Below are 24,392 nucleotides of genomic sequence, written 5' to 3'. Positions count from 1 at the left end.
TCAGATTTCTAGGTTTTGTGTATCAGTCGGCCTGCGGGATCAGCGGTGCGTTGTCGCCCTGCGTCGGCGGCAGCAGGTCATCCGCCGACGGAACCGCCGGGCTGCTTTCCTCGGTCGCGGCCGGTGCCGGAACACCCAAACGGTCAATCACCGAGCTGCCCGAAGACTTCTGCGCCGCCAGAATCGTCAGCGTGATCGAAGTTACGATAAAGCAGGCCGCCAAAATCCAAGTTAGTTTACCCAGAGCTGTCGCCGCTGCACGCCCGGTCATGGCGCCACCACCGCCGCCGCCCATCCCCAGGCCACCGCCTTCGGACCGCTGCATCAGCACAACGGCAATCAGGCCCAGAGCCAGAAGAAGATGGATAATAAGAACGACGTTTTCCATGGTGGTCCCGAACAGCGTAGCGTGTATCGCGTGGTACTTATGCAAGTTTGTCAGCGGGGGCAAGTCAGGAGTTCGTATCACCCTGCGTGATGTCTCATATCACAGCAAAGGGACTGGACAGAACGCCAATACGTGACGCAGGCTGCGCCCTATGCCTCATGACGATCTTGACCACCCGCATGCCTTGCTTCCGCCTGAACCCGCATTGCGCGTCAAAGCGCTGGAAACGATTCTGACCCGTAAGGGGCTGATAGATCCGGCAGCGCTGGATGAGATCATTGATACATATCAGAATAAAATCGGGCCCCAGAACGGTGCGCTTGTTGTGGCGAAAGCCTGGAGCGACCCGGCATTCAAGGCGGCACTTCTGGCGGATGCGACGTCGGTCGTTGCGGATCTCGGTTACTACGGGCGGCAGGGCGAACATATTGTCGTGGTCGAAAATACGCCCGAGCGGCACAACATGGTCGTGTGCACTTTATGCAGTTGCTATCCTTGGCCACTGCTTGGCATTCCGCCGGGTTGGTACAAATCCGACGCCTATCGCGCCCGCGCTGTTCGCGAACCGCGCAAAGTACTGGCTGAGTTTGGCGTCAAACTACCCAAGGACACCGCGGTACGGGTCTGGGATTCGACAGCCGAGATTCGCTATCTTGTTCTACCCACGCGGCCTGCGGGCTCGGAAGACTTGAACGAACAGGAACTGGCGGCGCTGGTCACGCGTGACAGCCTGATCGGCACTGGGTTGCCCAAGGTGCCATCATGACCCGCGTTCACGATATGGGCGGGCGCTTCGGCGACGGCCCTGTACAGCCTGATGGTGAAGACGCTCCGGTATTTGCCGAAGACTGGCACGCGCAGGCGCTGGCGGTCACTTTGGCGGCAGGGTTTCTGGGGCAGTGGAACATAGATATCTCGCGCCACGCGCGTGAGCGGCTTTCGCCCAAGGACTACGCGCGGTTTTCTTACTATGAGAAATGGATATCCGGCCTGGCCGATCTTTTGGTTGAACAAGGCGTGCTATCCTTGGACGATCTGCAAAGCGCCAGCGGGAACCAACCGCATCCTCTTGCCGCAAAATGCCTTAAGGCGGACGCCGTCGAACAGGCGCTCGCCAAGGGCGGGCCCGCGGACCGCCCTTCGACCATCGCCCCCCGCTTTGCGCTGGGGCAGGATGTTGTCACAGCGCATCCATCTGCCAATCGTCTGGTTGAAGGCGGCCATACCCGTCTGCCTGCCTATGCATCAGGAGCAAGGGGGCGAATCCTGCTCCTGCACGGGGCTCATGTCCTGCCCGATTCAAATGCGCATGGGTTGGGTGAGGCACCAGAACCGCTCTATGCCGTTCTGTTTCCCGCATCAGAACTGTGGGCCAATCCGGAGCATCCCGAAGATGAGGTGGTGCTGGACCTCTGGCAAAGCTATCTGGAGCCCGCATGAGCACATGTCTGGACTTCACTGCTCCCGAACCAGTCTTTGCCGAACCCTGGCACGCGCAGGTCTTTGCCGTGACCGTGGCGTTGAACGAAACGGGGTGGTTCGACTGGCCCGACTGGGCGAGGCGCTTTTCAAAAACTCTGAAACGCAACGGTCTGAGCCGCGAATTGGATGGTGGAGATGACTATTTTCACGCCTGGCTTGAAACACTTGAAGCTTTACTGGCCGAGCGCGGTGCGGCCTCACCTGATGTTGTGCAGACCCTTCAGCAGGAGTGGGAACAGGCCTATCTGACCACACCCCATGGGAAGCCGGTGCATTTGCGACAAGGCGGGTAGGGGGCGCTGCCCCCGCCGCCCGTTCCGGGCGCCTCCCCGAGATATTTTTGGCCAGATGAAGCAAGGGATCCGATCTTCATCTGGCTACAAATATCCCCGCCGGAGGCATCGCGCAGCAGCGCGATTATCAAGTGCGGCGAAATACCGGTTTCCCTGCCGCCAGAGCCCCGCTATATGAGCCGAGTTTGATTACTCAGCACGAAAAGGACCGGATATGGCCAACGTGGTTGTTGTCGGCGCCCAGTGGGGTGACGAAGGAAAAGGCAAGATTGTCGATTGGCTCAGCGAACGGGCGGACGTCATCGCGCGTTTTCAGGGCGGGCACAATGCCGGGCATACTCTGGTCATTGATGGTGAGGTCTACAAACTGCATGCTCTGCCCTCGGGTGTCGTGCGTGGGGGCAAGCTGAGCGTCATTGGCAATGGCGTCGTGCTGGACCCCTGGCACTTGATCAAAGAAATCGCGACGATCCGGGCACAGGGTGTTGAGATCACGCCCGAGACGCTGATGATTGCCGAAAACACGCCCCTCATCCTGCCGATCCACGGTGAATTGGACCGCGCGCGCGAAGAGGCTGCGAGCAAGGGCACCAAGATCGGGACCACCGGTCGAGGCATCGGCCCGGCGTATGAAGACAAGGTCGGGCGGCGTTCTGTACGCGTTGCAGATCTGGCGGATGAAGCGACGCTAGAAGCTCGGGTAGATCGTGCGTTGCAGCATCATGATCCGCTGCGCAAAGGCTTGGGCATCGAACCCGTCGACCGTGATGCGCTGATTTCGCAACTGAAGGAGATCGCGCAGGAGATTCTGCCGTTTGCGGCACCAATCTGGAAGGTGCTGAACGAAAAGCGCAAAGCGGGCAAGCGCATCCTGTTCGAAGGCGCCCAAGGCGCGTTGCTGGATATTGACTTCGGGACCTATCCGTTTGTGACGTCGTCGAATGTGATCGCAGGGCAGGCGGCCACGGGTGTGGGCATCGGGCCGGGCTCGGTTGATTTTGTGCTTGGGATTGTTAAAGCCTACACCACCCGTGTTGGCGAAGGCCCATTCCCGACCGAGCTCGAAGACGCGGATGGGCAGCGCTTGGGTGAACGTGGCCATGAATTCGGAACGACCACAGGCCGCAAGCGCCGTTGTGGTTGGTTCGATGCCTGTTTGGTGCGTCAGACTTGCGCTACCAGTGGTGTCAACGGTATCTCACTAACCAAACTTGACGTTCTGGACGGGTTCGAGACGCTGAAGATCTGCACCGGCTATGAGTTGGACGGTGAGCATCTGGACTATCTGCCAACTGCGGCCGATCAGCAGGCCCGCTGCAAACCGATCTACGAAGAAGTGCCGGGATGGAGCGAATCCACCGAAGGTGCGCGCAGCTGGGCGGATTTGCCCGCCAATGCGATCAAATATGTGCGTCGCATTGAAGAACTGATCGAATGCCCTGTGGCCCTTTTGTCCACCAGCCCGGAGCGGGATGACACCATTCTGGTGACTGACCCGTTTGCAGATTGATGGGCGACGACAAAAAAACCGGGCTCAGCTACACGGCCCGACGCCGCTGGTCTCTGGTGATCTTGCTGGTGGGGTTGCCTCTTTACATCGTGGCGGTGGTGACCGTTGTGAACTGGCTGGATCGTCCCTCTATTCTGGTCGAGCTGCTGGTCTACATCGTCCTTGGCATCGTCTGGGCCTTGCCCTTCAAATTTGTCTTCCGAGGGGTCGGCAAAGAAGACACGCAAGACGACTAAACAAAAAAGAGCCGAGACATGTCTCGGCTCTTTGCTTTTATGGTTGGTTGATCAGCCTGCCGCGCGTTCATTGTCGGGGCGGAACCCGATCAGGTTCGAGGCGGCAAACCGACCGCCACCGGCTTTCTGGATTTTACCATCGCGCAGCAACTGACCGAAGGAACGCAGGCTTTCTTCGCGATTGAACTCATCCTGTTTCAACGAACGGACCTTGTTCATCAGTTGTGGGCGCGAGAACTGTTCCTGACCCTCGATGAAGGACAGATAAGATGCCGCGGCTTCGAGCAGGTCCAGCAAGGACTGTGCGCCTTGTTCCTGTGCGAACTGGGCGAACCCGCTTTCCTCTGCCGCGCTATCCTCTTGATCAGTTTTGACTCGGCGGGGGGCAATCGGGCCTGAAATCGCGTCGCTCTGATCGACGCGCTGTTCAGCAACAAGCTTCAAAGGCGCCGCCGCATCGGATTCGGGGCGCATGCTGGTGACCTGAATTTCAGGGCGGCGTGGGCTGACAGCCGATGCCAGATCACCGCGATAGGGCTGATCCGCCGAGGCAGTGTCGGTCTTGCCATCAACCTCGGCAGCCGCAACAGCATTGCGCAGATGCGAATAGGTTTCGCGCGTGTCGCTGGCCGAAGGATCACCCATCTGCTGGTCGGCTTTTTCCATCAGGCGAAGTACGTCCTGATCCAAGGTGCTTTCATCGTTAGGCTTTTCATCAGTGCCGCCAGCCATCCCGGCTTCGAAGCTAGAGATATTATCCAGGAGGTTTTTCTCATCCTCGGCGGTCAGAACACCTTGGGCAATGGCATTTTCTGCTGGTGCGGGCGCATTCTGATCGCCGATGATGTTCATGATATCATCAGTGATTGTGTCATCTTCGGCAGATTCTTCGGTTTCCGAAGCTAAGTTGCCGGCAGGCTGCACATCCACAGCCGCCTCATCTTCCGGAAGCTCGGCAGCCTCGGATACGGTGTCTTCATTCGCCATAGGCTGCTCTGTTTCGCGAGCTGGCTCAATATCGTCCTGGCTCAGTGCGCCTGCTTCGAACGCTGCGGCGACCGCATCGACAGGGGCCGGGTTTGCGCCAAGCAGAGAGGTGTCTTCATCTTCCGCGTCGGTAATCGGAGCCGTGTTCGAGTGCGTGACCACGGCGCGAATGCGCTGAAGCTTGGCTGAGATGCTGTCAGCCGCAAGCGGCTCGGCGTTAGCTGCGGGAGGTTCAACCGAAGAGGGGGTGGCAACGGTCGAAGGGGATGGGGGGCGGTGCGAGGACATGGCTGCATCCTTTGTGGCAGTCTCGGGCGCGGTGTCCGGCGCGGTTCTTGTCGCACGCAGCAGCAGACCGGATTCGTCTTGCCGGGCCTCTACGTGTTGGGCGTTGTCGCCCTGGGCAATGCGCGACAGCATTTCAGCATCCAGTCGAGGGGGTTCAGAACCGAAGTACCGATCATCTGCTGCGATTTCTCGGAAGTAGTCTGCAATGGCTTTGAGTGTTTCAAACGAGTTGTCGAACCCTTCTAATGTGCAGGAAAAGGCCCCATAAGAAACAGTTAACACCTTCTTATTCTGTACCATCAGACACACGTCCTCTACAAACTAACAAAGCCAACTTACTCAGAATCGAGCGCACACATCGGCCTACAACTCTACATGAACCTATCAATTTGTGGTCTCAATGTGTCCAAACCCAGAAAAAATGACCAATCTGAGAAAAAATAAGCCAATTGTGCGTTCAAACGGCCCAATTGGCCTAGTCGGAGGGGGGACAATTGGGGTTTCTGACCTGAATTTGGTGCTGAATCGTGTCAATTCAGTGGTTGCGGCGGATGGCGGTGCATCGATTCTTGTTGATTCGGGTGTTGTTCCCGAGGCGGTGATCGGTGACTTCGATTCATTGGATGCGGCGACGCGCAGTCGCATAGCTGAGGACCGTTTGTTTCAGATCGATGAACAAGACAGCACGGATTTTGACAAGGCCCTGCGCAGTATTGATGCCCCGCTTGTCGTTGGAGCTGGTTTTCTGGGCGGTCGACTAGATCATCAACTGGCGGTGCTCAATACTCTGGTCACGCGCCTCAACTCTGTCTGCATCTTGTTGGGCGCGCACGAGGTGGTGTTTCACGCACCACCATCGATTGTTCTGGACTTGGCACCGGGCGATATCGTCTCTTTGTTTCCGCTGCGGCGTGTGACGGGGCGAAGTCAGGGGCTCGAATGGTCCATCGACAAATTGGTTTTCGAACCGGATGGACAAGTCGGAACCTCGAACAGGGCAGTGTCACAGGTTCAGCTACATCTGGATGGGCCGGGGCTGCTGGTCATGGTGCCGCGCGACGCATTGGATCAGGTCATGCAGGCGTTTCTGTCGGGACAGACCGGGCGGTGGCCCTCTCTCGTAGAATGACATATAGCCCGGCGGCCATGGTGATCAGGATGCCAAGCGCTGCGATCCCGTTGGGCAGATCGTGAAAGATCAGCCATCCAAACAGTGTTGCCACCGGGATCTCCAAATATTGCATTGGGGCCAGCGTCGCTGATGGCGCATAACGCAGCGACCATGTCATCAACAGATGGGCAACGGTTCCTAAAATACCGATGGCCAGCAAAAGCCAGTGCGCGTTGCCGGTAGGCATGATCAAAGACAGCTCCCAGGTTCCGGATTGGGTTCCCCACAGAATGAGGGGGAGCAGAAAGATCGTGGCCATCACTCCGGATACCGCCTGCAAGGATACCGGATCGGTTTCCTTGGCGATCTGTCTAGTGACCAGCATGAACAGCGCAAAAACCACGGCAACGATCAGTGGTAGCAGGGCAGGCAATCCTACTTCGGCAAAACTGGGCTGGATCACCAGCAAAGTGCCGGCAAATCCGACAACACATGCGATCAGGCGCCGGTGGCCGACCTCTTCATTCAATACATACTTTCCAAGCAGCAACATGATAAAGGGCATGACGAACGCTATGGCGACTGCATCTGCCAGTGGCAGGAATTGCAGCGCGCTGAACATCGCTGTAATGCCGATGATATGAAGACCGGTGCGGAGCACGGTCAGACGCAGAACGCGCCCTCGCATGCGCCAGGGTCGGCCCGTTGCGGCCACTAGCGGGATCAGGATCACTGCTTGAATCGCAAAGCGGACCAGTACCAGCAGCCCTAGCGGGGTGGATTCGCCCAGCAGCTTGGCGATTGAATCGCCAAGCGGTGCGAGTACGCAGAAACCAAGCATCAGAACGATGCCGAAAACGGGACGATCCTGTGTCATGGGCGCGACGCTAACCGTTTCGGATCACGGTGGAAAGTGCTGTTCTCATCCGTCGGGCAGCGGCTGAACTTTTGTGTAATCCGGTCCGATGCAGGTGGGCAGATCATCACCAAGCTTGAGCCAGCTCAGCTTTTCCTCATGCGCGACATGCAGGGTCGGCTGCAATGCCTCGGGGTTGTCCAGGGTTGCAACATATAGATGCAGCACGTCTGACATCTTGTTTGACCGAAACGAGATCGGGGTTCCGCAATGGGCGCAAAAGCTGCGCTCGACCCCGGGAGAAGAGTTGAAGCGTTTGGGCTCTTCACCGGTCCAGCGCCATTGCCCGTCAGGGACCCCGAAATAGGTGGTCATCGGAGCGGCGCATTGACGGCGGCAGCTGTCGCAATGGCAAGTGACGCAGGAGAGAACCGGAGGATCGACGTGGTAGCTAATTTTGCCGCACAGGCAATGTCCGCGCATGGGTCTATCTCCGATGGTCCTTCAGCAGTTTGGCACGTTGACCGCCAGACCGCCAAGCGATGTTTCCTTATACTTCTCGTGCATGTCCTGGCCGGTCTGGCGCATCGTTTCGATCACCGAGTCCAGCGGCACAAAATGCTGCCCATCACCGCGTAGCGCCAGAGAGGCGGCCGAAACCGCTTTGATCGCCCCCAACCCGTTCCGTTCGATACACGGCACCTGCACGAGGCCTGCTACGGGATCACAGGTCATGCCCAGATGATGTTCCAACGCGATCTCGGCCGCGTTTTCCACCTGTTCGGGTGTGCCACCCATCGCTGCGCATAGCCCAGCGGCGGCCATGGCGGATGCGCTGCCGACCTCGGCCTGACAGCCCGCTTCCGCGCCCGAGATCGAGGCGTTGAACTTGACCAATCCACCGATCGCGGCGGCGGTCAGTAGGAAATCCTGGATATGGCTTTCCGATGCACCCGGCACATGGTCAAGATAGTAGCGTATGACCGCAGGCAGAACGCCTGCCGCACCGTTGGTGGGTGCGGTGACAACCTGGCCACCGGCGGCGTTTTCCTCGTTCACCGCCATGGCGTAGACGCTCATCCAGTCATTGATCGTATGCGGCGCGGTCAGGTTCATGCCACGCTCGGCCATCAGCGCATCATAGATGCCTTTGGCACGTCTTCGTACCTTCAGGCCGCCGGGAAGAATGCCATCGGTCGTCAGGCCGCGCTCGATGCAGTCGTTCATGACCTGCCACAACCGGGCGGATCCCTTGGCAAAGCTGTCTGGACATCCGCGCGCGACTTCGTTGTCGCGCTTCATCTGCGCGATGGTTTTCCCACTGGTCTTCGACATCTCCAGCATTTCAGCGGCGGATTTGAAGGGGAAGGGAACGGGCGGGGCACCCTCATCCTTGGCCTTACCTTCGGCCAGTTCCTCCTCGGTTAGAACAAAGCCACCGCCGATGGAATAAAACACCTGCCGCAAGATCACGTCGCCTTGCGCATCGGTGGCCATCAGGATCATTCCATTGGCGTGGCCGGGCAGGGTGTGGTCATAGTCAAAGACCAGATCAGCCTTGGGGTCGAACGCCAGAGGCGGCAGGCCGTCAGGCGAAACCGTATGGGTTTCGGCAATTGAGGCGAGTGCAGCTTCTGCTTTTTCATTGTCATAGGTCTCGGGCACGAACCCTGCGAGACCCAAAATGGTGGCGCGGTCCGTGGCGTGGCCAACCCCGGTAAACGCCAGCGACCCGTGCAGTGACCCGCGCAGGCCGGAGAATTCGAATGGCGATGCGCGCATCATGTCCAGAAAACGCGCCGCGGCCACCATCGGGCCCATCGTGTGCGAAGAAGACGGACCAATGCCCACCTTGAACATATCAAAAACCGAGAGGAACATGTCAGACAGCTGAGCCTTCTGGAGGAGTGGCATAGGTGGGCGAGGTAAACGGATTAGCCCCAAGCCCTTCGGCGGCGATGGCGGTGCGGGTTGCAGGGCGCGATTCCAACTGCATCAGTATCCTCTGCAAATAGGGCGTATCTGCCAGTTGATACCAGCTGCGATCCGCTTGTGCAGGATAAAGTGCCATCCAGCGCATCATGCATCCCACGTAATATGTCAGGACCGAGGGTCTATCGGCGTTCAGCCAATCGGGGGCTTCTTTTGCGACGGCATCCAGCTTTTGCAGATGCATCCGCAAGCGAGGCCGCATCCCGGCACGCAGGGCCTCGACCTGCGATGGGTCGATGTATTTCTCAGCATAGAACAGAATGCGCAGATCAGCGTGCAATGTGTTCGACGCAAAAAACAACCATTTCAGAAATGGCGCGCGATCCGGATGATCGGCGGCTGGGGCAAGGTGGGCGTGGGTATCGGCAAGCCACAGCAGAATGGCGGCGGTTTCGAAAATAGCCCCCTGCGGCGTTTCCAGAACCGGTATCAAACCGTTTGGGTTCAGCGCACGATAGGCGGCGCTGTCCTGTTCGTTCTGGCTGCGATCGACCAGCACGGTTTCATGGGGCAAGCCCATCTCTTCCAACACCAACCGGATCACCAGTGAGGCGTTGTCGGGGGCGTAGTGCAGGCGATAGGGCTGTGTCATGGCGCGTACTTATGATGCGAGGTCAAATTGGGAAGGCATGATTGCGACGTATCCGATGGGAAACGCGCAGTCTAAGCGACTTTCATAGCGGTCTTGCATGAATTGGGTCTCGCAGTTGCGTTTTGCATTCCGTATAACTCAGAAAAACCATTCCGGGAAAGCTACCGATGACCTCAGAGATGTCGCCAATCGATACCGCAAAATATGTCGCGGCAAGGCGCGCCGCTGAAATGGTCGAAGATGGAATGCGCGTTGGATTGGGAACCGGTTCAACCGCCGCCTGGCTGGTGCGTCGATTGGGCGAGCGGGTCGCGCAGGAGGGTTTGCGGATAAAGGGTGTTCCGACCTCGACCCGCACAGCGCAGCTGGCCCGCGAGGTTGGGATCGAAGTTGTCTCGTTGGATCAGGCCGGGTGGCTGGATCTGACGATTGATGGGGCAGATGAGTTCGACGGTGATCTGAACCTGATCAAAGGCGGTGGTGGGGCGCATCTTCAGGAAAAGATCGTGGCAACGGCCAGCGATCAAATGGTGGTGATTGCCGATGCAGGCAAAGAGGTCGAAACCCTCGGTGCGTTTCCCCTGCCGGTCGAAGTGATCCCATTTGGCTGGCAGACCACGCGCACCCTGATCGAAGAGGTTCTGGATACGATGGATGTGCTGGGCACCAACTGTGCGCTGCGCATGAATGGAGAGGCCCCCTATGTGACCGATGAGGGCAACCATGTCTTGGATCTGCACCTGCAACGGATCGGCAATGCCCGCCAGATGGCGCTGGTGCTTAATCAGGTTCCCGGTGTTGTCGAGAATGGTCTGTTTATCGATATCTGCGACAAGGTTATCGTTGGCCATGGAGATGGTCGGGTCGAGCTGCGGGACATCAACGCAGGAACGATCGAGATGGATCAGCTGTTGAGTGGCGCGCGCGAGAACCTGTTTTCGGATCTCGCGGATTGATCCGAATCCTTACGAAACTTGGCCCTATGAATGAAAAATCCGAGATTTGTGCGGCAAGGGGTTGGCAGCTGACTTTTTGCGCCCAGATATCCAAAGACTTTTTGAAGACTGAACGAAGGAACCCGGCATGAGCTTTGACTATGATCTGTTTGTCATCGGAGGCGGCTCTGGCGGGGTGCGCGCGGCGCGCGTGGCAGCAGGAGAAACCGGGGCTAAGGTGGCGCTGGCCGAAGAGGATCGCTATGGCGGAACCTGCGTGATCCGGGGCTGTGTACCGAAAAAGCTGATGGTCTTTGCCAGCGAGTATTCGGACATGGTCGGGGATGCGCAGGCTTATGGCTGGGACATCCAGCCGGGTGCCTTCGAATGGAACACCTTCCACGGCAAACTGGTTACCGAACTGGATCGCCTGGAAGGCATCTACCGCAACATCCTCAAGAACAACGGCGTCGAAAGCTTTGATCAGCGCGCGCATGTGGTTGACGCGCATACGGTTGAGCTGGCCGATGGAACGCGCAAAACCGCCAAGCACATTCTGATTGCAACGGGCGGTCGTCCGGTGGTGCTTGATTTTCCGGGCTCGGATCTGGCGATCACTTCGAACGAGATTTTCCATCTGCCGAAACTGCCCGAAAGCATCCTGATCGTTGGTGGCGGCTACATCGCCAGCGAATTCGCCGGGATCATGAACGGTTTGGGGGTCAAGACCACGCAATTCTATCGCGGTGCGCAAATCCTGCGTGGGTTCGACGAGGAAGCGCGCGGGCTGATCTGCGAAGAAATGCGCCAGAACGGGATTGATGTGCGTCTGGGCACGAATGTGCTGGAGATGACGAAGGAGGGCGCCAAAATCCGCGTCAAGGCTACGGATGGCACCGAGGATCAGTTTGACGTCGTGATGTACGCCACCGGTCGTACGCCGAATGCCGACAATCTGGGGCTGGAAGCCGTAGGTGTCGAGCGCGGCCGCAAAGGTGAGATCATTGTGGATGAATACAGCCAAACCGGTGTGCCCTCGATCTACGCGATTGGCGATGTGACGGATCGGGTGAACCTGACCCCGGTTGCCATCCGCGAGGGCATGGCCTTTGTCGAAACCGTGTTTAGGGGTAACCCGACACCGGTGGATCACGACCTTATTCCCACTGCGATCTTTACGCAGCCTGAATTCGGAACGGTCGGTCTAAGCGAGGAAGAAGCTTCGGCTCAGGAACCAATTGAGGTTTATGCGACCTCGTTCAAACCGATGCAGAAGGCATTCGCTGGTGGCACCCAGCGGGTTCTGATGAAGCTGATCGTCAGCCAGGCAACGCGCAAGGTGCTGGGCTGTCATATCGTGGCCCCCGGCGCAGGCGAGATGATTCAGCTGGCCGGGATCGCTGTGAAAATGGGTGCCACAAAGGAAGATTTTGACCGCACGGTTGCGGTTCATCCGGTGATGGCCGAGGAATTGGTGACAATGCGGCAACCTGTACGCACGGCTTGATTTGCAACCGGGCGCACACAAGTTACAAGGGACCCCGTGATCACACGGGCCAAGATAAAGGAATTGAGACATATGGCGGGCAACAGCGGTGGCCCCTGGGGGGGCGGAGGCTCCTCAGGTGGTGGAGGAAATCGGGGAAATAACGGGGATGGGCGTAAGCCCCCCGAAGGCGATGGCCCGCAGATCCCCGAAATCGATGAGCTGATGAAGAAAGGCCAGGAACAGCTGCGCGTTCTGATGGGCGGTCGTGGCGGTGGTGGTCGTGGCACAAACGGTTCAGGCGGTGGCGGCGGTGGTCCGTTGTTCACCAAAGGAACTGTGGCGATTGGCGCTTTGGTTGCCATTGGCCTTTGGGCGGCTGCCAGTTTTTACACCGTGAAACCCGAAGAACAGTCTGTTGAGCTGTTTCTGGGTGAGTTTTCCGCTGTTGGGAACCCGGGTCTGAACTTCGCGCCATGGCCCGTTGTGACCGCCGAGGTCATCCCCGTCACTCGCGAACAGACCGAGGATATGGGCGGTGCTCGTGGCAGTGATGATGGTCTGATGCTGACCGGCGATGAAAACGTGGTCGATATCGACTATCAGGTCGTTTGGAATATCAATGACCCGGCCAAATTCCTGTTCAACCTCCGTGACCCGCGTCAGACGATCCGCGCGGTCTCGGAATCGGCCATGCGCGAAATCATTGCACAAAGCGAGCTGGCACCGATCCTGAACCGGGACCGTGGTGTGATTGCCGAGCGTTTGCAGGAACTGATCCAGTCCACAATGGACAGCTACGATTCGGGTGTGAACATCATCCGTGTGAACTTTGACAAGGCCGACCCGCCGCAGGACGTGATCGCATCGTTCCGCGACGTTCAGGCCGCTGCGCAGGAGCGTGACCGTCTGCAAAACGTCGCCGACGCTTATGCTAACCGCGTTCTGGCGGAAGCGCGTGGTGAAGCCGCGCAGGTTCTGGAAGAAGCCGAAGCCTATCGCGCCCAGCAGATCAACAGCGCGCAGGGTGAGGCCAGCCGTTTCAGCGCGGTTCTGGAGGAATATACCAAAGCGCCAGACGTGACCCGAAAGCGCCTCTATCTGGAACGGATGGAGCAGGTTCTGGGGGATGTCGACAAGATCATCCTTGACGAAAACTCATCCGGTCAAGGGCAGGGTGTTGTCCCTTATCTGCCGCTGAACGAACTGCGCCGTAGCAACACAGCGGAGAGCAACTGATGCGTAAATCACCTATCATTCTGATCGTCATTGCTATTCTGGCTGTTGTCGGCCTGTCCTCGATCTTCATTGTGGATGAACGCGAACGCGCGCTGGTTCTGCAGTTTGGCCGCGTTGTCGCTGTAAAAGAAGAGCCCGGTCTGGCGTTTAAAATCCCGCTGATACAGGAGGTTGTCCGTTATGATGACCGTATCCTGTCAATTGACGTACAGCCGCTTGAGGTCACTCCTCTGGACGACCGTCGTCTGGTTGTTGATGCGTTCGCCCGTTACCGGATTTCCGATCTGGAACAGTTCCGCCAGGCCGTAGGTGTTGGTGGTGTTCCGGTGGCCGAGGATCGCCTGGATCGCATCCTGCGCGCCGAAACGCGCGAAGTTCTGGGTTCGGTGTCCTCACGTGATATCCTGAGCTCGGATCGGGCGGCTCTGATGCTGCGTATCAGAAACAGTGCCATTGCCGAGGCGCGCGCGCTGGGCGTCAACGTGATCGACGTGCGATTGAAAGCGACCGATCTGCCGCAGGCCAACCTTGAAGCCACGTTTGACCGGATGAAGGCCGAACGGGAGCGCGAAGCAACCGACGAACGTGCCCGTGGTAACGAAGCTGCGCAACGTGTTCGCGCGCAAGCCGACCGAACCGTCGTCGAACTGGTCTCAGATGCCAACCGCGAGGCCGAGATCATTCGTGGTGAGGCTGACGCAGAGCGCAACGCTATCTTTGCTGAAGCCTATGGGGCGGACCCGGAATTCTTTGAATTCTACCGCTCGCTGACCGCCTATGAAAAGGCGCTGGGTGGCGGCAATAGCTCGATGGTGCTGAGCCCGGATTCCGAGTTCTTCAACTACCTGAAATCGCCCACCGGGCAACGTGCGCCTGCGGCCGAATGATGGGTATGATCCTTCTGGCCTTTGGGCTGGTTCTGATTGTCGAGGGGCTGGCCTATGCGCTGGCCCCTTCGCTTATTGAACGGATGCTAGAGGCACTCCGGTCCCTTCCGGAGCAGGCGCGACGGTTATCCGGATTGCTCTGTGTGGTCAGTGGGCTTGTCCTGATTTGGGGTGCCTACCAGTTGGGTTTTTGACGTCAGGGCTTCACGCGCTGGTGATTTCCCCGCGATCCTGAGTTGCGGGTTGCAGCAAACCGACTACATTGGTTGCCAAGAGGGCGGCCCAAGGGCGGTCCGCAGATAGTGACGACAAGGAGTTCCCAAGTGCAGGCACAAGCACGCAGTATGTCCGTCCAACAGGACGAAGGGTTTGGTTTCATGCGGCTGATGTGGCTGGCATTTGCGGGAATGGTTCTGATCGCTGCGCAAACGGTAGCGGCGCATGCACGTGGCGAAAGCCTGGCGCCGCTGGCGGAACAGATCAGCCCGGCTGTGGTGAACATCACCACATCGACCCTGATCGAAGGTCAAACCGGCCCGCAGGGCATTGTTCCCGAAGGGTCCCCGTTCGAAGATTTCTTTCGCGAGTTCCAGGATCGCGGTGACAATGGCGAAAACGTCCCGCGCCGCAGCAATGCTCTGGGCTCGGGATTTGTGATCTCGGAAGATGGGTACATCGTTACCAACAATCACGTCATTGCCGAAGCGGATGAAATCCTTGTCGAATTCTTCCCGGGCGATGGTCAGCCCAAGAAAGAGCTGCCTGCAAAGGTGATCGGCACTGATGAAAAGACCGACATTGCTCTGCTCAAGGTCGAAGCTTCTGGCCCGTTGAAATACGTCCAATTCGGTGACAGCGATATTGCGCGGGTTGGGGATTGGGTGATTGCCATGGGCAATCCGCTGGGGCAGGGATTCTCGGTCTCGGCCGGGATCGTATCTGCGCGCAACCGCGCGCTGAGCGGATCTTATGATGACTACATCCAGACCGATGCGGCGATCAATCGGGGCAACTCGGGCGGTCCGCTGTTCAACATGGATGGCCAGGTGATTGGTGTGAATACCGCGATTCTTTCGCCCAATGGTGGGTCCATCGGGATTGGCTTCTCGATGGCTTCCAATGTGGTGGTCAAAGTTGTGGATCAGCTGCGCGAGTTCGGGGAAACCCGCCGAGGCTGGCTGGGTGTCCGTATTCAGGACGTGACCGAAGACATGGCCGAAGCCATGGGCCTTGAAAAACCCGGTGGCGCGCTGATTAGCGATGTGCCCGAAGGCCCTGCGAAAGAGGCTGGCCTGCTGGCGGGTGACGTCATCCTAAGCTTTGACGGCGTCGATGTCGCGGATACGCGCGGCCTTGTCCGTCAGGTAGGTGAAACAACGGTTGGCAAAGCCGTCCGCGTCGTGGTCAGCCGCGATGGCAGCACCCAGACCGTCTTGGTCACGCTGGGCCGCCGCGAAGATGCGGAGCGCGCCGAGAATGGCGAAGAAGAAGCTGAAGACACGCCTGATGATGAAAACACGGATATTCTGGGTCTGACTATTTCACCGCTCAACGACACACTGCGCGAAGAACTGGGCTTGGACGCAGATGCCGAAGGGCTGGTGGTTTCGGATGTGGATCAGGCATCGGAAGCCTATGCCAAAGGGCTGCGGGCTGGTGATTTGATCACCGAAGCGGGCCAGCAGAAGGTTGCCACAATCGAAGACCTGGAAGACCGGATGGAAGAAGCCCAGGTGGCTGGACGCAAGTCTCTGCTGTTGCTGGTGCGTCGTGGCGGTGACCCACGGTTTGTGGCGCTCAGCCTGGAAGAATAACACCGGTTTTGATCTTGTAAGCAATGATCTAAGAGGCTCCGATCCGGGGCCTCTTTTTTGTCGGCTAAGCGGTGGTCAGGCTCTTTGAACCGGGATTGGATTCAATGTCAAACATCATGTCGCAAACAGAGCGGACCTGATCCGAAACCCGTGTTAGGGGCCGGACGAAAGGGCATATTGTGTCGGAAAACAAGATTTTACAAAACCCTACATTGGCTATCGTCTTTATCCTGATCGGCATGCTGGGGATTTCCCTCAACGACATGCTGATCAAGTTTCTGTCGGGCGGGTATCCTTTGCACCAAATGGTATTTACCCGTTCTCTGATTGGGATCGGCTTTAGCCTCGCTCTGGTTCAGTTGGAGGGGGGATGGAATATCCTGAAAACCGATCAACCGGGCCTGCATGTTCTTCGAGCGACGTTCCTGGTGATTGCAAACCTGACCTTTTTCACCGCCCTTGCGGTTATGCCTCTGGCCGAGGCGACGGCTGTGTTTTTCGTGGCCCCTTTGATGATCACTTTGCTCAGCATCCCGATCTTGGGCGAAAAGGTCGGACCGATGCGCATTGGCGCGGTTCTGGTCGGGTTCGCCGGTGTGATCATCATGACACGTCCCTGGGAAAGCGGGGCAGAGCGCACGATCAGCCTGTGGGTTTATGTCCTGCCCATTGCCGCCGCATTCACCTATGCGCTGAACAACGTCATGACGCGATATCTGGGCGCCAAATCCAAGGCGTCTGCCATGGCGGCCTATATTCAATCTGCCTTTATTGTTGTCAGCATTGTCTTCTGGCTCGTCGCCGGAGATGGACGATTTGCCGAGGGTGTCGAGAATGAAAGCCTACAGTTCCTATTCCGCGCTTGGGTCTGGCCCGGAGGTCATGACCTCTGGTTGTTCGCAGGTTTGGGGTTGAACGCAGCTCTTATCGGGTATTGCCTTGGGCAGGCTTATCGCATCGCGGACGCGGCCACCGTGGCCCCTTTCGAATATGTGGGCCTGCCGCTGGCGATCTTTTGGGGCTGGGTGATCTGGGGCGAGCTACCGGGTTTGCCGGTTGTTTTTGGAATACTCCTGATCCTAGGGTCGGGTCTGTTTGTCTTCCTGCGGGAAAAGCAAAAGAACCGAATGGTCGTCCGTGGCAAACACGTGCATCGCAGGTACTGATACGCGCGGGCAAGGTCTGAGATCACAAAGAAAATGAGCCATATGTCGGGACGACATATGGCTCAGATACAGGGAGAGATCAGTGGACAGATATCGGGGATGATTCTCTGACCTCCTACGGTAACAAGCTCACCTTAGGTCAGGTTCGGCCTATTCTTCTGTGAACCAGATCACATCAAACTGCGAAATCGTCAGATCAGATCGGATTCGGCCAGTTCACGCAGGGCTTCGAAATCCTGAATCAGCAAACCTCCGCGAGAGGCTTCGACCACGTTGTCGCGCTTCCAGGTTGAGATGGTTTTAGACACCGCCTCGCGCGTGGCGCCGACAAATTCGGCCAATTCGCTTTGCGATAGCGTGATTCGTGCCGTTGGGTCGTCTTGCAGATTGGACAGATGAAGCAGTTTACGGGCCAGGCGGATTGGCATGGGCAAAAAGACCTGCTCGTTCAACTGCGAGTCCATCCAGCGCATGCGTAAACCTGCCAAACGGACCATATCAACGGCAAGATCGGGATGTTGGCGGATTTGGCCCATCGCATCACGGCGGCGCACGCGCAGAACACGCGACGGTTCGGCTGCGGTGACCGTGGCTGTGCGGGGGCCACTGTCAAACAAGGCAATCTCGCCAAACACTTCGCCAGGGCGCATCAGGGTTAGGGTCAGCTTTCGCCCGCTCATGGCCAAAAACGACACTTCAAGCGTGCCTGAGAGTATCGCGTAGAGCGCGTCACCCTCGTCACCCTGCTCAAACAGGGTTTCGCCCTGCTCAAGGGTCAGTTCAGAGGCAAGATCAGAGAGCATCTCTCGAAGCTCGTCAGAGGCTTCGGATAGAAAGCCACTAGAAGGAAAGGCCGTCATACGGGCGGTGAACTCCGGATTTAGGTGATGAGTGGTGCTTTAACCTTTCATAGCTTCGGGCTTAAGCCAAGTTTTTTTGCAGCGAGCGGATCACTCGCGCGGTGTGATGGTGGTGCATCAACGCAGCGCTGGCGCTCATTGCTGATCCGGGTCTTCCATATAGTTTTGTAGCAGGCTGAATTGCAGCATCAAAAACGCCATCAAGGCAATCGGAAAGGCAAAGGTTTCGATCTTTACCCACAAATCCGTGGACATGGTGCGCCAGACGAGTTCATTGGCGATGGCCAGAACGGCAAAACAGGCACAAAGCCTGCGGGTCAGGATCATCCAGCCTTCGTGTTTCATGGGCAGCATTTCATCCAGCACGTATGCCAGATAGGATTTCCCCTGCAGCAGGCCGATCCCCAGGATGGTCGAGAAGACGCCGTAAACCAGCGTTGTTTTCATCTTGAAGAACCGCTCATCATTGAACCAAGCGGTCAGACCGCCAAAGAAGATGACCATGATGGCGGTAAAAATCTGCAATCTGCTGAGTTTACCGGTCAGAAACCAAAGGATGCCCATCGCGGTCAGCATCAGGGGCACAAAGATGATCGTCGCGACGATAAAGCCGGAATATTCTGTGCCGCCGATCAGGAAGCTGTCATCGCGCAGGCGCAGGTAGATGAAGAAAAAGGCCAGCGGAGGGCCAAGCTCCAGCACCTGTTTCAGAAACGGGTTGATGTCTTTTTTGCCTGTCATCGTATCTTCCTGCTGCTTACCCGCCCATTTCAACGATTACGGCGCCCAATGCAATCAATGCCATCAAAGCAATGCGTCTGGGGCCGACGGTTTCTTTCAGAACAAGCCAACCGATCAAGGCCGCAAAGACTGTTGAGGTCTCGCGCAGAACGGCGGCTTCGCCCACCTTGTCGAGCCGTGTGGCCAACATAATGGCACCGAAGGACATGGGCGCGATGATGCCGCCTGCAAGTCCACGCAGCATGAGGGGACCAATGGCCGGGCGATTGATCATGGCGCGCCATCTGAGGAAGGCGTAGATCGGCATCGCAGCTCCATCGATCATGAAGAACCACGCCAGAAAGGTGAACGGGTCGGCGGTAGCGCGTATGCCGTAGGCGTCATAGGTCGTATAGAGTGCCACAAACAGCCCGGTTGTAACGGCCAGCACCAGCGCAATGCCGAGCGTTTCACGATTGGTTTCAAGGAAGCGCAGGTTGTAGAGCGCGAGGCCGAATATCCCGGCCAGTAATACCGCAACACCAAACCACTGGGTGTCTGTGAAGGTTTCTCCGAACAACAGATAGGCGCCGATCACGGTGAACAGCGGGCCGGTGCCCCGCACAACGGGGTAAACGACCGTATAAGATCCTTTGGTATAGGCCATCGCCTGCAGCGTCTTGTAGGCGATGTGAATCAGCCAGACGACCGCAAAGATCGGCCACATATAGGGTTCGGGCCAGGGTACGATGAAGAATGCAAAAGGGGCGGCCATCAGGCAATAGCAGGCATCGATGGCCCCGCGAGACAGCCACGGGTCATGGCGGCCCTTCTGAAGGGCCCCGAAGACCGCGTGCAAAAAAGCGGCCATGAGCGCCAGCCCAAGGGCAAGCTGGTGGCCCGCTTCGGTGCCTTCAAGTGAGATCAGCCAGTCGCTCAAGTATCAGATCTTTTTGCTGGAGGGAGAGGCTGGGGGCTGTCTGCCCCCAGACCCCCGAGGATATTTATGGCCAGATGAAGACTTGGATCAGCTTTGATCCAGGCCGGTCAGGGCGGCGGCGAATTCTTCGGGGTCGAAGGGGGCCAGATCGTCGATTTGTTCACCGACGCCGATGGCATGGATCGGCAGGCCGAACTTGTCCGCAAGTGCCACTAGAACGCCGCCCTTGGCCGTGCCGTCGAGTTTGGTCATCACAAGGCCTGAGACATCGGCCAGGTTGCGGAAGGTTTCCACCTGACTGAGCGCGTTTTGACCGGTCGTGGCATCGAGCACAAGTAGGGTGTTGTGCGGGGCGGTGTCGTCAACTTTGCGAATGACGCGGACGATCTTGGCCAGTTCCTCCATCAGGTCGGCGCGGTTTTGCAGACGACCTGCCGTGTCGATCATCAACAGGTCGGCGCCATCTTCCTGGGCTTTGGTCAGGGCATCGAAGGCGAGGCTCGCGGGGTCAGAGCCCTCCGGTGCGGTCAGGACCGGGACACCGGCGCGTTCGCCCCAGACCTGGAGTTGTTCAACGGCGGCGGCGCGGAAGGTGTCGCCGGCGGCGATGACAACCCGCTTGCCTGCCGATTTGAATTGGCTGGCGAGCTTACCGATGGTCGTGGTTTTGCCCGAGCCGTTGACGCCGACGACCAGAACCACCTGCGGGCGTTTGGGATAAATCGGTAATGGGCGCGCCACAGGCTCCATGACGCGGGCGACTTCCTGTGCCAGCAATTGTTTGATTTCGCTCGTCGAGAGTTTGCGGCCAAAGCGACCCTCGGCCATGTTTGCGGTTACGCGCAGGGCGGTGTCGACGCCCATATCCGAGGCGATCAGCAGCTCTTCGAGCTGTTCCAGCATGTCATCGTCCAACGTACGGCGGACAACGGTTTGGGCATCGCCGCGGCTGAACAATCGGCCTAGTAAGCCTTTGGATTCCGGGGCCTCCGGCGGCATTGGTGCAGGCGTGGGGTCTGCAGGTGTAGGAGCAGGAGGCTCGGATGGCGCCGGGGTGGGAGCCGGGCTGAGTACCTCTGGAACGGGTTGCGGTTCGGGCTCGGGCTGCGGGATCACCGGATCGGGCGCGGATTCCTCGCCGCCATCCTCGACAATCGCATCCAACCCCTCTTCGAGGCGCGAGGAGGATTTGAACAGCTTGTCCTTGAGCTTTGAAAAAAACGCCATTTTGGTCTCCGCAGGTGATCCTTTCACCTAATGCGGATTTACGGCAGTTGCAAAGGGTCAGGTGAAGGCGATCAGGAACCCGGCTTGTGCGCCCCAATAGAGCGGCCAGATCAGATAGGGGGTGATCCTCAGAGCCGGGTGATTTGCAGGTAGTAGGAACTTTTCAGTTGCAAGGATCAGATCAGAGGCGATGAAGGCCATCGCAGCGGGCATGGCCCAACGAAGGGCGCCTGTATCGGGCAGAGCGAGAACCGTGATGCCCATGCCGAGGATGATCGGGATATAGGCCAGAACCGCCACCTTGAGGTCTCCGGCACGAGGTGCCAGGAGGGTGGCGGCGACAATTCCCAGCAAGATGAGAGACCAGACATATCCGGGGTGATCGAAGATGAGCGCCACGTTGCTGGTTGGATAAGACAGAAACAGGGCGATATAGGCGAGATGTCCTGCCGCGAATGCGCCGATACCGGCCATAAAGCTGGTCTCGGACTCGCGGGAAAGTAGCGCGTCCCCCATAGCACATAGGGCCAAGGCCAGGATCAACAGACTCGCGGAGCCACTGAGAGCCGCGAACAGGGCCAGTAGGGCGACAGAGGCAGTTTTAAGCGCAGTGCGTATTGTGCTGGCCGGGCGTGGCGACAGGGGCAGATAGGCCAGGGCGCATGCGGCAGCGATCCAAATCAGACTGTTCACTCTGGTTTCCTCCCACTCTCGTGGCTTTACTGTCGTTCGAAATCTGCAATTGGCACAACAGGTGACGTGGAGGCATGTGAACGCGCAGTGCGAATAGCTTTGATCGCGTGTATCTGACACTATGGCGCTATGTTGAGGTTCTTTGCGATTCTTCTTGTGTTTTCGTCCCATCCTGTGGGGGCGCAAACAGCGCTGTCGGGGGCGGAATTTGATGACTATACGCGCGGAAAAACCCTGTTTTACGGCTATAGCGGCGAGGTTTACGGGGTAGAACGCTATTTGCCCAATCGTCGCGTGATCTGGTCATTCCTTGATGGCAACTGCAAGGAAGGTGTGTGGTATCAGCGCGAAGATCAGATATGTTTTGTCTATGAAGACAGGTCAGATCCGCAATGCTGGGTTTTCACGCGGCTAGGCGGCGGCTTGGTTGCCCAGTTCGAAGGCGACCCACAGGCGACGCAGTTGTATGAGGCCGAAGATTTGGGTGAAGAGATGATCTGCCTTGGGCCAGAGGTTGGGGTTTGATCTCAGCTCACCCGTAGGTCTTGGTAGCTGATCATAACATGTTGCCGGAATGCAGGCCTTTCTGTGAGTTGAGTATAGTAGCGTTTGAGATTTGGAAACTGCGCGCGCGAAATCTCGATATCGTAGTATCGGTACAGGATGTGGCCGAACTGGATGTCGGCCAGGGTCAGGTCAGGGCCGGTGAGGAATTCGCGGCTATCCAAACGTCGATCTGCAATTTCCAATTTTGTTTCAAGCTGTTCAATAGCGTTCCTGATCTTAACCTTGTCTCTATCGGCAGGTGCGGTTCGAACCACCTGCCAGAACACTGGGACCGTAAAGGCCATTGCAACATTGATCTTCGCCCATTCGGCCCATTTGTCCACGTCGACGCGCTGAACCGGGTCTTTGGGCCAAAACGTGTCAGATGCGTAGCGGTCGGCGAGATAGCGCAGAATGGCTCCGGTCTCCCATACGGGCGGCTTTGTGCCATCCTGAAGGACCGGGATTGTGCGATTTGGGTTCAGATTTGCAAAGGCTTGAGTGTCGAGCCCGCCAAAGTGATGGCCGACGTTATGGCGGTGATACTCTAGTCCCAACTCTCCGACACACCACATGAGGGCTTGCACATTCGATGATGTTTTGCGGCCCCAGATCGTTAGCATGACTTAGAAAAGTGAACCCTGATCGGGTGCATCCGGTTTGCCCTTTTTTGTGGGCGACTTGCCGGAGCCTCCGGTCGTCAGGCGGCCATCGGCAAACTCGATTTCCAGCACCGGGTGCTTGGCGGCTTGTGACTTGGTGGTGATCACGTCGCCTTCGGCCCGCACAACGGCATAGCCGCGTTCCAGTGTGGCTTTGTAGCTAAGCGTTTCGCGCAGGCGGTCTGTGGCATCCAGCGTTTGGCGCAGGCGGTCCAATCGGGCGCTTTGAGCTGTGTCTAGCCGCTCGGCCAATCTGTTGGTGGCTTGGCGCTGCTGGTCAATCTCGCGTTGGATCGGACGCACGGATAGGCGCGACGACAGGTTGCGCAGGTTTTCCTGCTGAGATGTGACAACGCCGCGTAAGGTTGAGGGGCGCAGATGGGCTGACATCTCGACCAATTGCAGGCGGCGGTTTTGAACGCCTCTGGTCAAGGCTGGTGTCAGGCGTTCGGCAATCAGATCAAGACGTTGCCGGGGGGTGTTCAACAAACTATCCGGGCGCGGTAGGGCGCGGGCCACGTCGCGTAAGCGCTGGCTGCGGCGCTGGACCGCATCGCTGGCCGCACGGGACAGGCGTGCGCCTTGCTCGTCGGTCCAAGCCAGCAGCTCCATCCGAACGGGGACAGCCAGCTCAGCGGCAGCAGTCGGCGTGGGTGCCCGCCGGTCCGAGACAAAATCGATCAGCGTTGTATCCGTTTCGTGACCCACAGCCGAGATCAACGGGATGTCCGAGGCCGCAGCGGCACGAGCGACGCTTTCCTCGTTGAACCCCCACAGATCTTCGATCGACCCGCCGCCGCGCGCAACGATGATCAGATCGGGGCGAGGCAACGCGCCACCGGGTGTGAGCGCGTTGAGCCCTTCGATGGCGCGGGCCACTTCGGGCGCGCAGTTGGCCCCCTGAACAGCAACTGGCCAGATCAGAACTTTGCGGGGAAAACGATCCCGCAGCCGATGCAGGATATCACGGATCACCGCGCCTGAGGGTGAGGTCACAACGCCGATGATCTGCGGTAGATAGGGCAAGGGCTTTTTACGCTCGGGCGCGAACAGTCCCTCGGATTCGAGTTGTTTCTTGCGCTTCTCCAGCAGCGCCATCAAAGCCCCTTGGCCCGCGACGGCGACCTCATCCACGTTCATATTGTATTTGGACTGCGCGCCAAAAGCGGTCAGGCGTCCGGTCACGACAACCTCCAGCCCTTCTTCAGGTACGACCGACAGGCCCGAGATTTGACCTTTCCACGTGGTACACGCCAGCACGTTCCGATCATCCTTGATGTCGTAGTACAGATGCCCCGAGCGCGCTTTGAACACCCGCCCGACCTCACCGCGGACACGGATTCGTCCAAACGACCCTTCGAGCGTGCGTTTTACCTCTCCCGAGAGCTCGGAAACCGAATATTCGGGAGTGTTTTGGCCAGGAATGGGCTCGTCGAGCAGATCGGACATTTCAGCGCCTTGTGTCAAATGCCCACCCAGCTT

Annotated in this window: 27 protein-coding genes; 14 read left to right on the top strand and 13 right to left on the bottom strand. The window is 58.1% G+C overall.

The window, feature by feature from the left end:
- Positions 1-22 precede the first annotated feature (22 nt).
- A complete protein-coding gene (gene secG, locus ACR0EL_RS05225; RefSeq protein WP_480498750.1) occupies positions 23-388 on the bottom strand; it encodes a preprotein translocase subunit SecG in 366 nt (121 codons plus the stop codon).
- 151 nt (positions 389-539) lie between these two features.
- Here secG and nthA point away from each other — a divergent pair, with 151 nt between their 5' ends.
- The 5 genes from nthA to ACR0EL_RS05200 all read left to right on the top strand — a co-directional run bounded on the left by nthA (position 540) and on the right by ACR0EL_RS05200 (position 3,909).
- Positions 540-1,154 carry a nitrile hydratase subunit alpha gene (nthA, locus tag ACR0EL_RS05220; protein WP_480498749.1) on the top strand — a complete coding sequence of 205 codons (615 nt, stop codon included), beginning with the start codon at positions 540-542 and terminating at the stop codon, positions 1,152-1,154.
- Positions 1,151-1,828 (top strand): nitrile hydratase subunit beta, encoded by a 678-nt coding sequence (gene nthB, locus ACR0EL_RS05215; RefSeq protein WP_480498748.1) that lies wholly within the window; start codon positions 1,151-1,153, stop codon positions 1,826-1,828. The genes nthA and nthB overlap by 4 nt, the downstream gene beginning before the upstream one ends.
- A complete protein-coding gene (locus ACR0EL_RS05210) occupies positions 1,825-2,163 on the top strand; it encodes a nitrile hydratase accessory protein (RefSeq protein WP_480498747.1) in 339 nt (112 codons plus the stop codon). Before nthB ends, ACR0EL_RS05210 begins: the two co-directional genes overlap by 4 nt.
- A gap of 214 nt (positions 2,164-2,377) precedes the next feature.
- Positions 2,378-3,673 carry an adenylosuccinate synthase gene (locus tag ACR0EL_RS05205; RefSeq protein ID WP_480498746.1) on the top strand — a complete coding sequence of 432 codons (1,296 nt, stop codon included), beginning with the start codon at positions 2,378-2,380 and terminating at the stop codon, positions 3,671-3,673.
- Positions 3,673-3,909: a DUF2842 domain-containing protein gene (locus ACR0EL_RS05200; protein ID WP_353007957.1), complete on the top strand. Its 237-nt coding sequence runs from the start codon at positions 3,673-3,675 to the stop codon at positions 3,907-3,909. The genes ACR0EL_RS05205 and ACR0EL_RS05200 overlap by 1 nt, the downstream gene beginning before the upstream one ends.
- A 51-nt stretch (positions 3,910-3,960) precedes the next feature.
- Here ACR0EL_RS05200 and ACR0EL_RS05195 read toward each other — a convergent pair whose 3' ends face one another.
- The gene (locus ACR0EL_RS05195; RefSeq protein WP_480498745.1) at positions 3,961-5,484 is read right to left on the bottom strand and encodes a hypothetical protein; all 1,524 of its coding nucleotides are present in this window, start codon (positions 5,482-5,484) and stop codon (positions 3,961-3,963) included.
- 217 nt (positions 5,485-5,701) lie between these two features.
- On the opposite strand from ACR0EL_RS05195, the gene ACR0EL_RS05190 reads away from it, so the two are divergent.
- Positions 5,702-6,313, top strand: a complete 612-nt coding sequence (locus tag ACR0EL_RS05190) for a thiamine diphosphokinase (RefSeq protein WP_480498744.1) — start codon at positions 5,702-5,704, stop codon at positions 6,311-6,313.
- On the opposite strand, the gene ACR0EL_RS05185 is transcribed toward ACR0EL_RS05190, so the two are convergent.
- Genes ACR0EL_RS05185 through ACR0EL_RS05170 form a run of 4 tightly spaced genes read right to left on the bottom strand, consistent with a single transcriptional unit; the run spans position 6,258 to position 9,735 of the window.
- The gene (locus ACR0EL_RS05185; protein WP_480498743.1) at positions 6,258-7,172 is read right to left on the bottom strand and encodes a DMT family transporter; all 915 of its coding nucleotides are present in this window, start codon (positions 7,170-7,172) and stop codon (positions 6,258-6,260) included. The genes ACR0EL_RS05190 and ACR0EL_RS05185 overlap by 56 nt on opposite strands.
- A gap of 45 nt (positions 7,173-7,217) precedes the next feature.
- The gene (locus ACR0EL_RS05180) at positions 7,218-7,634 is read right to left on the bottom strand and encodes a GFA family protein (protein ID WP_480498742.1); all 417 of its coding nucleotides are present in this window, start codon (positions 7,632-7,634) and stop codon (positions 7,218-7,220) included.
- A gap of 21 nt (positions 7,635-7,655) precedes the next feature.
- On the bottom strand, positions 7,656-9,032 hold the full coding sequence (locus ACR0EL_RS05175; RefSeq protein WP_480498741.1) for an L-serine ammonia-lyase: 1,377 nt from the start codon (positions 9,030-9,032) through the stop codon (positions 7,656-7,658).
- A gap of 1 nt (position 9,033) precedes the next feature.
- Positions 9,034-9,735, bottom strand: a complete 702-nt coding sequence (locus ACR0EL_RS05170) for a glutathione S-transferase family protein (RefSeq protein ID WP_480498740.1) — start codon at positions 9,733-9,735, stop codon at positions 9,034-9,036.
- Positions 9,736-9,902: 167 nt separating this feature from the next.
- Here ACR0EL_RS05170 and rpiA point away from each other — a divergent pair, with 167 nt between their 5' ends.
- The 7 genes from rpiA (at position 9,903) to ACR0EL_RS05135 (ending at position 17,262) form a co-directional block, all read left to right on the top strand.
- A complete protein-coding gene (rpiA, locus tag ACR0EL_RS05165) occupies positions 9,903-10,691 on the top strand; it encodes a ribose-5-phosphate isomerase RpiA (RefSeq protein ID WP_480498739.1) in 789 nt (262 codons plus the stop codon).
- Positions 10,692-10,818: 127 nt separating this feature from the next.
- Positions 10,819-12,177, top strand: a complete 1,359-nt coding sequence (gene gor / locus ACR0EL_RS05160) for a glutathione-disulfide reductase (RefSeq protein ID WP_480498738.1) — start codon at positions 10,819-10,821, stop codon at positions 12,175-12,177.
- Between the two features lie 72 nt (positions 12,178-12,249).
- Positions 12,250-13,395, top strand: coding sequence for an FtsH protease activity modulator HflK (gene hflK / locus ACR0EL_RS05155; RefSeq protein WP_480498737.1), 1,146 nt, complete (start codon positions 12,250-12,252; stop codon positions 13,393-13,395).
- Positions 13,395-14,282, top strand: a complete 888-nt coding sequence (gene hflC / locus ACR0EL_RS05150) for a protease modulator HflC (RefSeq protein WP_480498736.1) — start codon at positions 13,395-13,397, stop codon at positions 14,280-14,282. The genes hflK and hflC overlap by 1 nt, the downstream gene beginning before the upstream one ends.
- A complete protein-coding gene (locus ACR0EL_RS05145) occupies positions 14,282-14,476 on the top strand; it encodes a DUF2065 domain-containing protein (RefSeq protein ID WP_480499003.1) in 195 nt (64 codons plus the stop codon). Before hflC ends, ACR0EL_RS05145 begins: the two co-directional genes overlap by 1 nt.
- 150 nt (positions 14,477-14,626) lie before the next feature.
- A complete protein-coding gene (locus ACR0EL_RS05140; protein ID WP_480499002.1) occupies positions 14,627-16,096 on the top strand; it encodes a Do family serine endopeptidase in 1,470 nt (489 codons plus the stop codon).
- Between the two features lie 212 nt (positions 16,097-16,308).
- Positions 16,309-17,262, top strand: coding sequence for a DMT family transporter (locus tag ACR0EL_RS05135; RefSeq protein WP_480498735.1), 954 nt, complete (start codon positions 16,309-16,311; stop codon positions 17,260-17,262).
- A gap of 191 nt (positions 17,263-17,453) precedes the next feature.
- Here ACR0EL_RS05135 and ACR0EL_RS05130 read toward each other — a convergent pair whose 3' ends face one another.
- From ACR0EL_RS05130 to ACR0EL_RS05110, 5 genes are all read right to left on the bottom strand, one after another.
- Positions 17,454-18,122 carry a Crp/Fnr family transcriptional regulator gene (locus ACR0EL_RS05130; RefSeq protein ID WP_170532565.1) on the bottom strand — a complete coding sequence of 223 codons (669 nt, stop codon included), beginning with the start codon at positions 18,120-18,122 and terminating at the stop codon, positions 17,454-17,456.
- 135 nt (positions 18,123-18,257) lie between these two features.
- Entirely contained in the window at positions 18,258-18,863 is a 606-nt protein-coding gene (locus tag ACR0EL_RS05125) for an inner membrane-spanning protein YciB (RefSeq protein ID WP_480498734.1), read from the bottom strand.
- A gap of 16 nt (positions 18,864-18,879) precedes the next feature.
- Positions 18,880-19,782, bottom strand: coding sequence for an EamA family transporter (locus tag ACR0EL_RS05120; protein ID WP_480498733.1), 903 nt, complete (start codon positions 19,780-19,782; stop codon positions 18,880-18,882).
- 87 nt (positions 19,783-19,869) lie between these two features.
- Positions 19,870-21,009: a signal recognition particle-docking protein FtsY gene (ftsY, locus tag ACR0EL_RS05115; protein ID WP_480498732.1), complete on the bottom strand. Its 1,140-nt coding sequence runs from the start codon at positions 21,007-21,009 to the stop codon at positions 19,870-19,872.
- A gap of 57 nt (positions 21,010-21,066) precedes the next feature.
- Positions 21,067-21,702 (bottom strand): lysoplasmalogenase, encoded by a 636-nt coding sequence (locus tag ACR0EL_RS05110; protein WP_480498731.1) that lies wholly within the window; start codon positions 21,700-21,702, stop codon positions 21,067-21,069.
- 129 nt (positions 21,703-21,831) lie between these two features.
- On the opposite strand from ACR0EL_RS05110, the gene ACR0EL_RS05105 reads away from it, so the two are divergent.
- Positions 21,832-22,227 (top strand): hypothetical protein, encoded by a 396-nt coding sequence (locus ACR0EL_RS05105; RefSeq protein ID WP_480498730.1) that lies wholly within the window; start codon positions 21,832-21,834, stop codon positions 22,225-22,227.
- Between the two features lie 2 nt (positions 22,228-22,229).
- On the opposite strand, the gene ACR0EL_RS05100 is transcribed toward ACR0EL_RS05105, so the two are convergent.
- Both ACR0EL_RS05100 and xseA read right to left on the bottom strand, forming a co-directional pair.
- On the bottom strand, positions 22,230-22,871 hold the full coding sequence (locus ACR0EL_RS05100; RefSeq protein WP_480498729.1) for a glutathione S-transferase family protein: 642 nt from the start codon (positions 22,869-22,871) through the stop codon (positions 22,230-22,232).
- Positions 22,872-22,874: 3 nt separating this feature from the next.
- Positions 22,875-24,359, bottom strand: coding sequence for an exodeoxyribonuclease VII large subunit (gene xseA / locus ACR0EL_RS05095; RefSeq protein WP_480498728.1), 1,485 nt, complete (start codon positions 24,357-24,359; stop codon positions 22,875-22,877).
- Positions 24,360-24,392: the final 33 nt, after the last annotated feature.

It is taken from the genome of Ruegeria sp. AH12, from assembly GCF_056541465.1.
This window is presented reverse-complemented; position numbering and strand designations above follow the sequence as displayed.

Excerpts from the sequence above, each read along its gene's own strand:
- hflC (WP_480498736.1), top strand. The coding sequence starts at position 13,395 with ATGCGTAAATCACCTATCATTCTGATCGTCATTGCTATTCTGGCTGTT.
- ftsY (WP_480498732.1), bottom strand. The coding sequence starts at position 21,009 with ATGGCGTTTTTTTCAAAGCTCAAGGACAAGCTGTTCAAATCCTCCTCG.
- ACR0EL_RS05180 (WP_480498742.1), bottom strand. The coding sequence starts at position 7,634 with ATGCGCGGACATTGCCTGTGCGGCAAAATTAGCTACCACGTCGATCCT.
- ACR0EL_RS05100 (WP_480498729.1), bottom strand. The coding sequence starts at position 22,871 with ATGCTAACGATCTGGGGCCGCAAAACATCATCGAATGTGCAAGCCCTC.
- ACR0EL_RS05185 (WP_480498743.1), bottom strand. The coding sequence starts at position 7,172 with ATGACACAGGATCGTCCCGTTTTCGGCATCGTTCTGATGCTTGGTTTC.
- rpiA (WP_480498739.1), top strand. The coding sequence starts at position 9,903 with ATGACCTCAGAGATGTCGCCAATCGATACCGCAAAATATGTCGCGGCA.
- nthB (WP_480498748.1), top strand. The coding sequence starts at position 1,151 with ATGACCCGCGTTCACGATATGGGCGGGCGCTTCGGCGACGGCCCTGTA.
- ACR0EL_RS05210 (WP_480498747.1), top strand. The coding sequence starts at position 1,825 with ATGAGCACATGTCTGGACTTCACTGCTCCCGAACCAGTCTTTGCCGAA.
- ACR0EL_RS05170 (WP_480498740.1), bottom strand. The coding sequence starts at position 9,735 with ATGACACAGCCCTATCGCCTGCACTACGCCCCCGACAACGCCTCACTG.
- nthA (WP_480498749.1), top strand. The coding sequence starts at position 540 with ATGCCTCATGACGATCTTGACCACCCGCATGCCTTGCTTCCGCCTGAA.
- ACR0EL_RS05125 (WP_480498734.1), bottom strand. The coding sequence starts at position 18,863 with ATGACAGGCAAAAAAGACATCAACCCGTTTCTGAAACAGGTGCTGGAG.
- ACR0EL_RS05140 (WP_480499002.1), top strand. The coding sequence starts at position 14,627 with ATGTCCGTCCAACAGGACGAAGGGTTTGGTTTCATGCGGCTGATGTGG.
- ACR0EL_RS05105 (WP_480498730.1), top strand. The coding sequence starts at position 21,832 with ATGTTGAGGTTCTTTGCGATTCTTCTTGTGTTTTCGTCCCATCCTGTG.
- ACR0EL_RS05130 (WP_170532565.1), bottom strand. The coding sequence starts at position 18,122 with ATGACGGCCTTTCCTTCTAGTGGCTTTCTATCCGAAGCCTCTGACGAG.
- ACR0EL_RS05175 (WP_480498741.1), bottom strand. The coding sequence starts at position 9,032 with ATGTTCCTCTCGGTTTTTGATATGTTCAAGGTGGGCATTGGTCCGTCT.
- ACR0EL_RS05145 (WP_480499003.1), top strand. The coding sequence starts at position 14,282 with ATGGGTATGATCCTTCTGGCCTTTGGGCTGGTTCTGATTGTCGAGGGG.
- ACR0EL_RS05205 (WP_480498746.1), top strand. The coding sequence starts at position 2,378 with ATGGCCAACGTGGTTGTTGTCGGCGCCCAGTGGGGTGACGAAGGAAAA.
- ACR0EL_RS05200 (WP_353007957.1), top strand. The coding sequence starts at position 3,673 with ATGGGCGACGACAAAAAAACCGGGCTCAGCTACACGGCCCGACGCCGC.
- hflK (WP_480498737.1), top strand. The coding sequence starts at position 12,250 with ATGGCGGGCAACAGCGGTGGCCCCTGGGGGGGCGGAGGCTCCTCAGGT.
- xseA (WP_480498728.1), bottom strand. The coding sequence starts at position 24,359 with ATGTCCGATCTGCTCGACGAGCCCATTCCTGGCCAAAACACTCCCGAA.
- ACR0EL_RS05195 (WP_480498745.1), bottom strand. The coding sequence starts at position 5,484 with ATGGTACAGAATAAGAAGGTGTTAACTGTTTCTTATGGGGCCTTTTCC.
- gor (WP_480498738.1), top strand. The coding sequence starts at position 10,819 with ATGAGCTTTGACTATGATCTGTTTGTCATCGGAGGCGGCTCTGGCGGG.
- secG (WP_480498750.1), bottom strand. The coding sequence starts at position 388 with ATGGAAAACGTCGTTCTTATTATCCATCTTCTTCTGGCTCTGGGCCTG.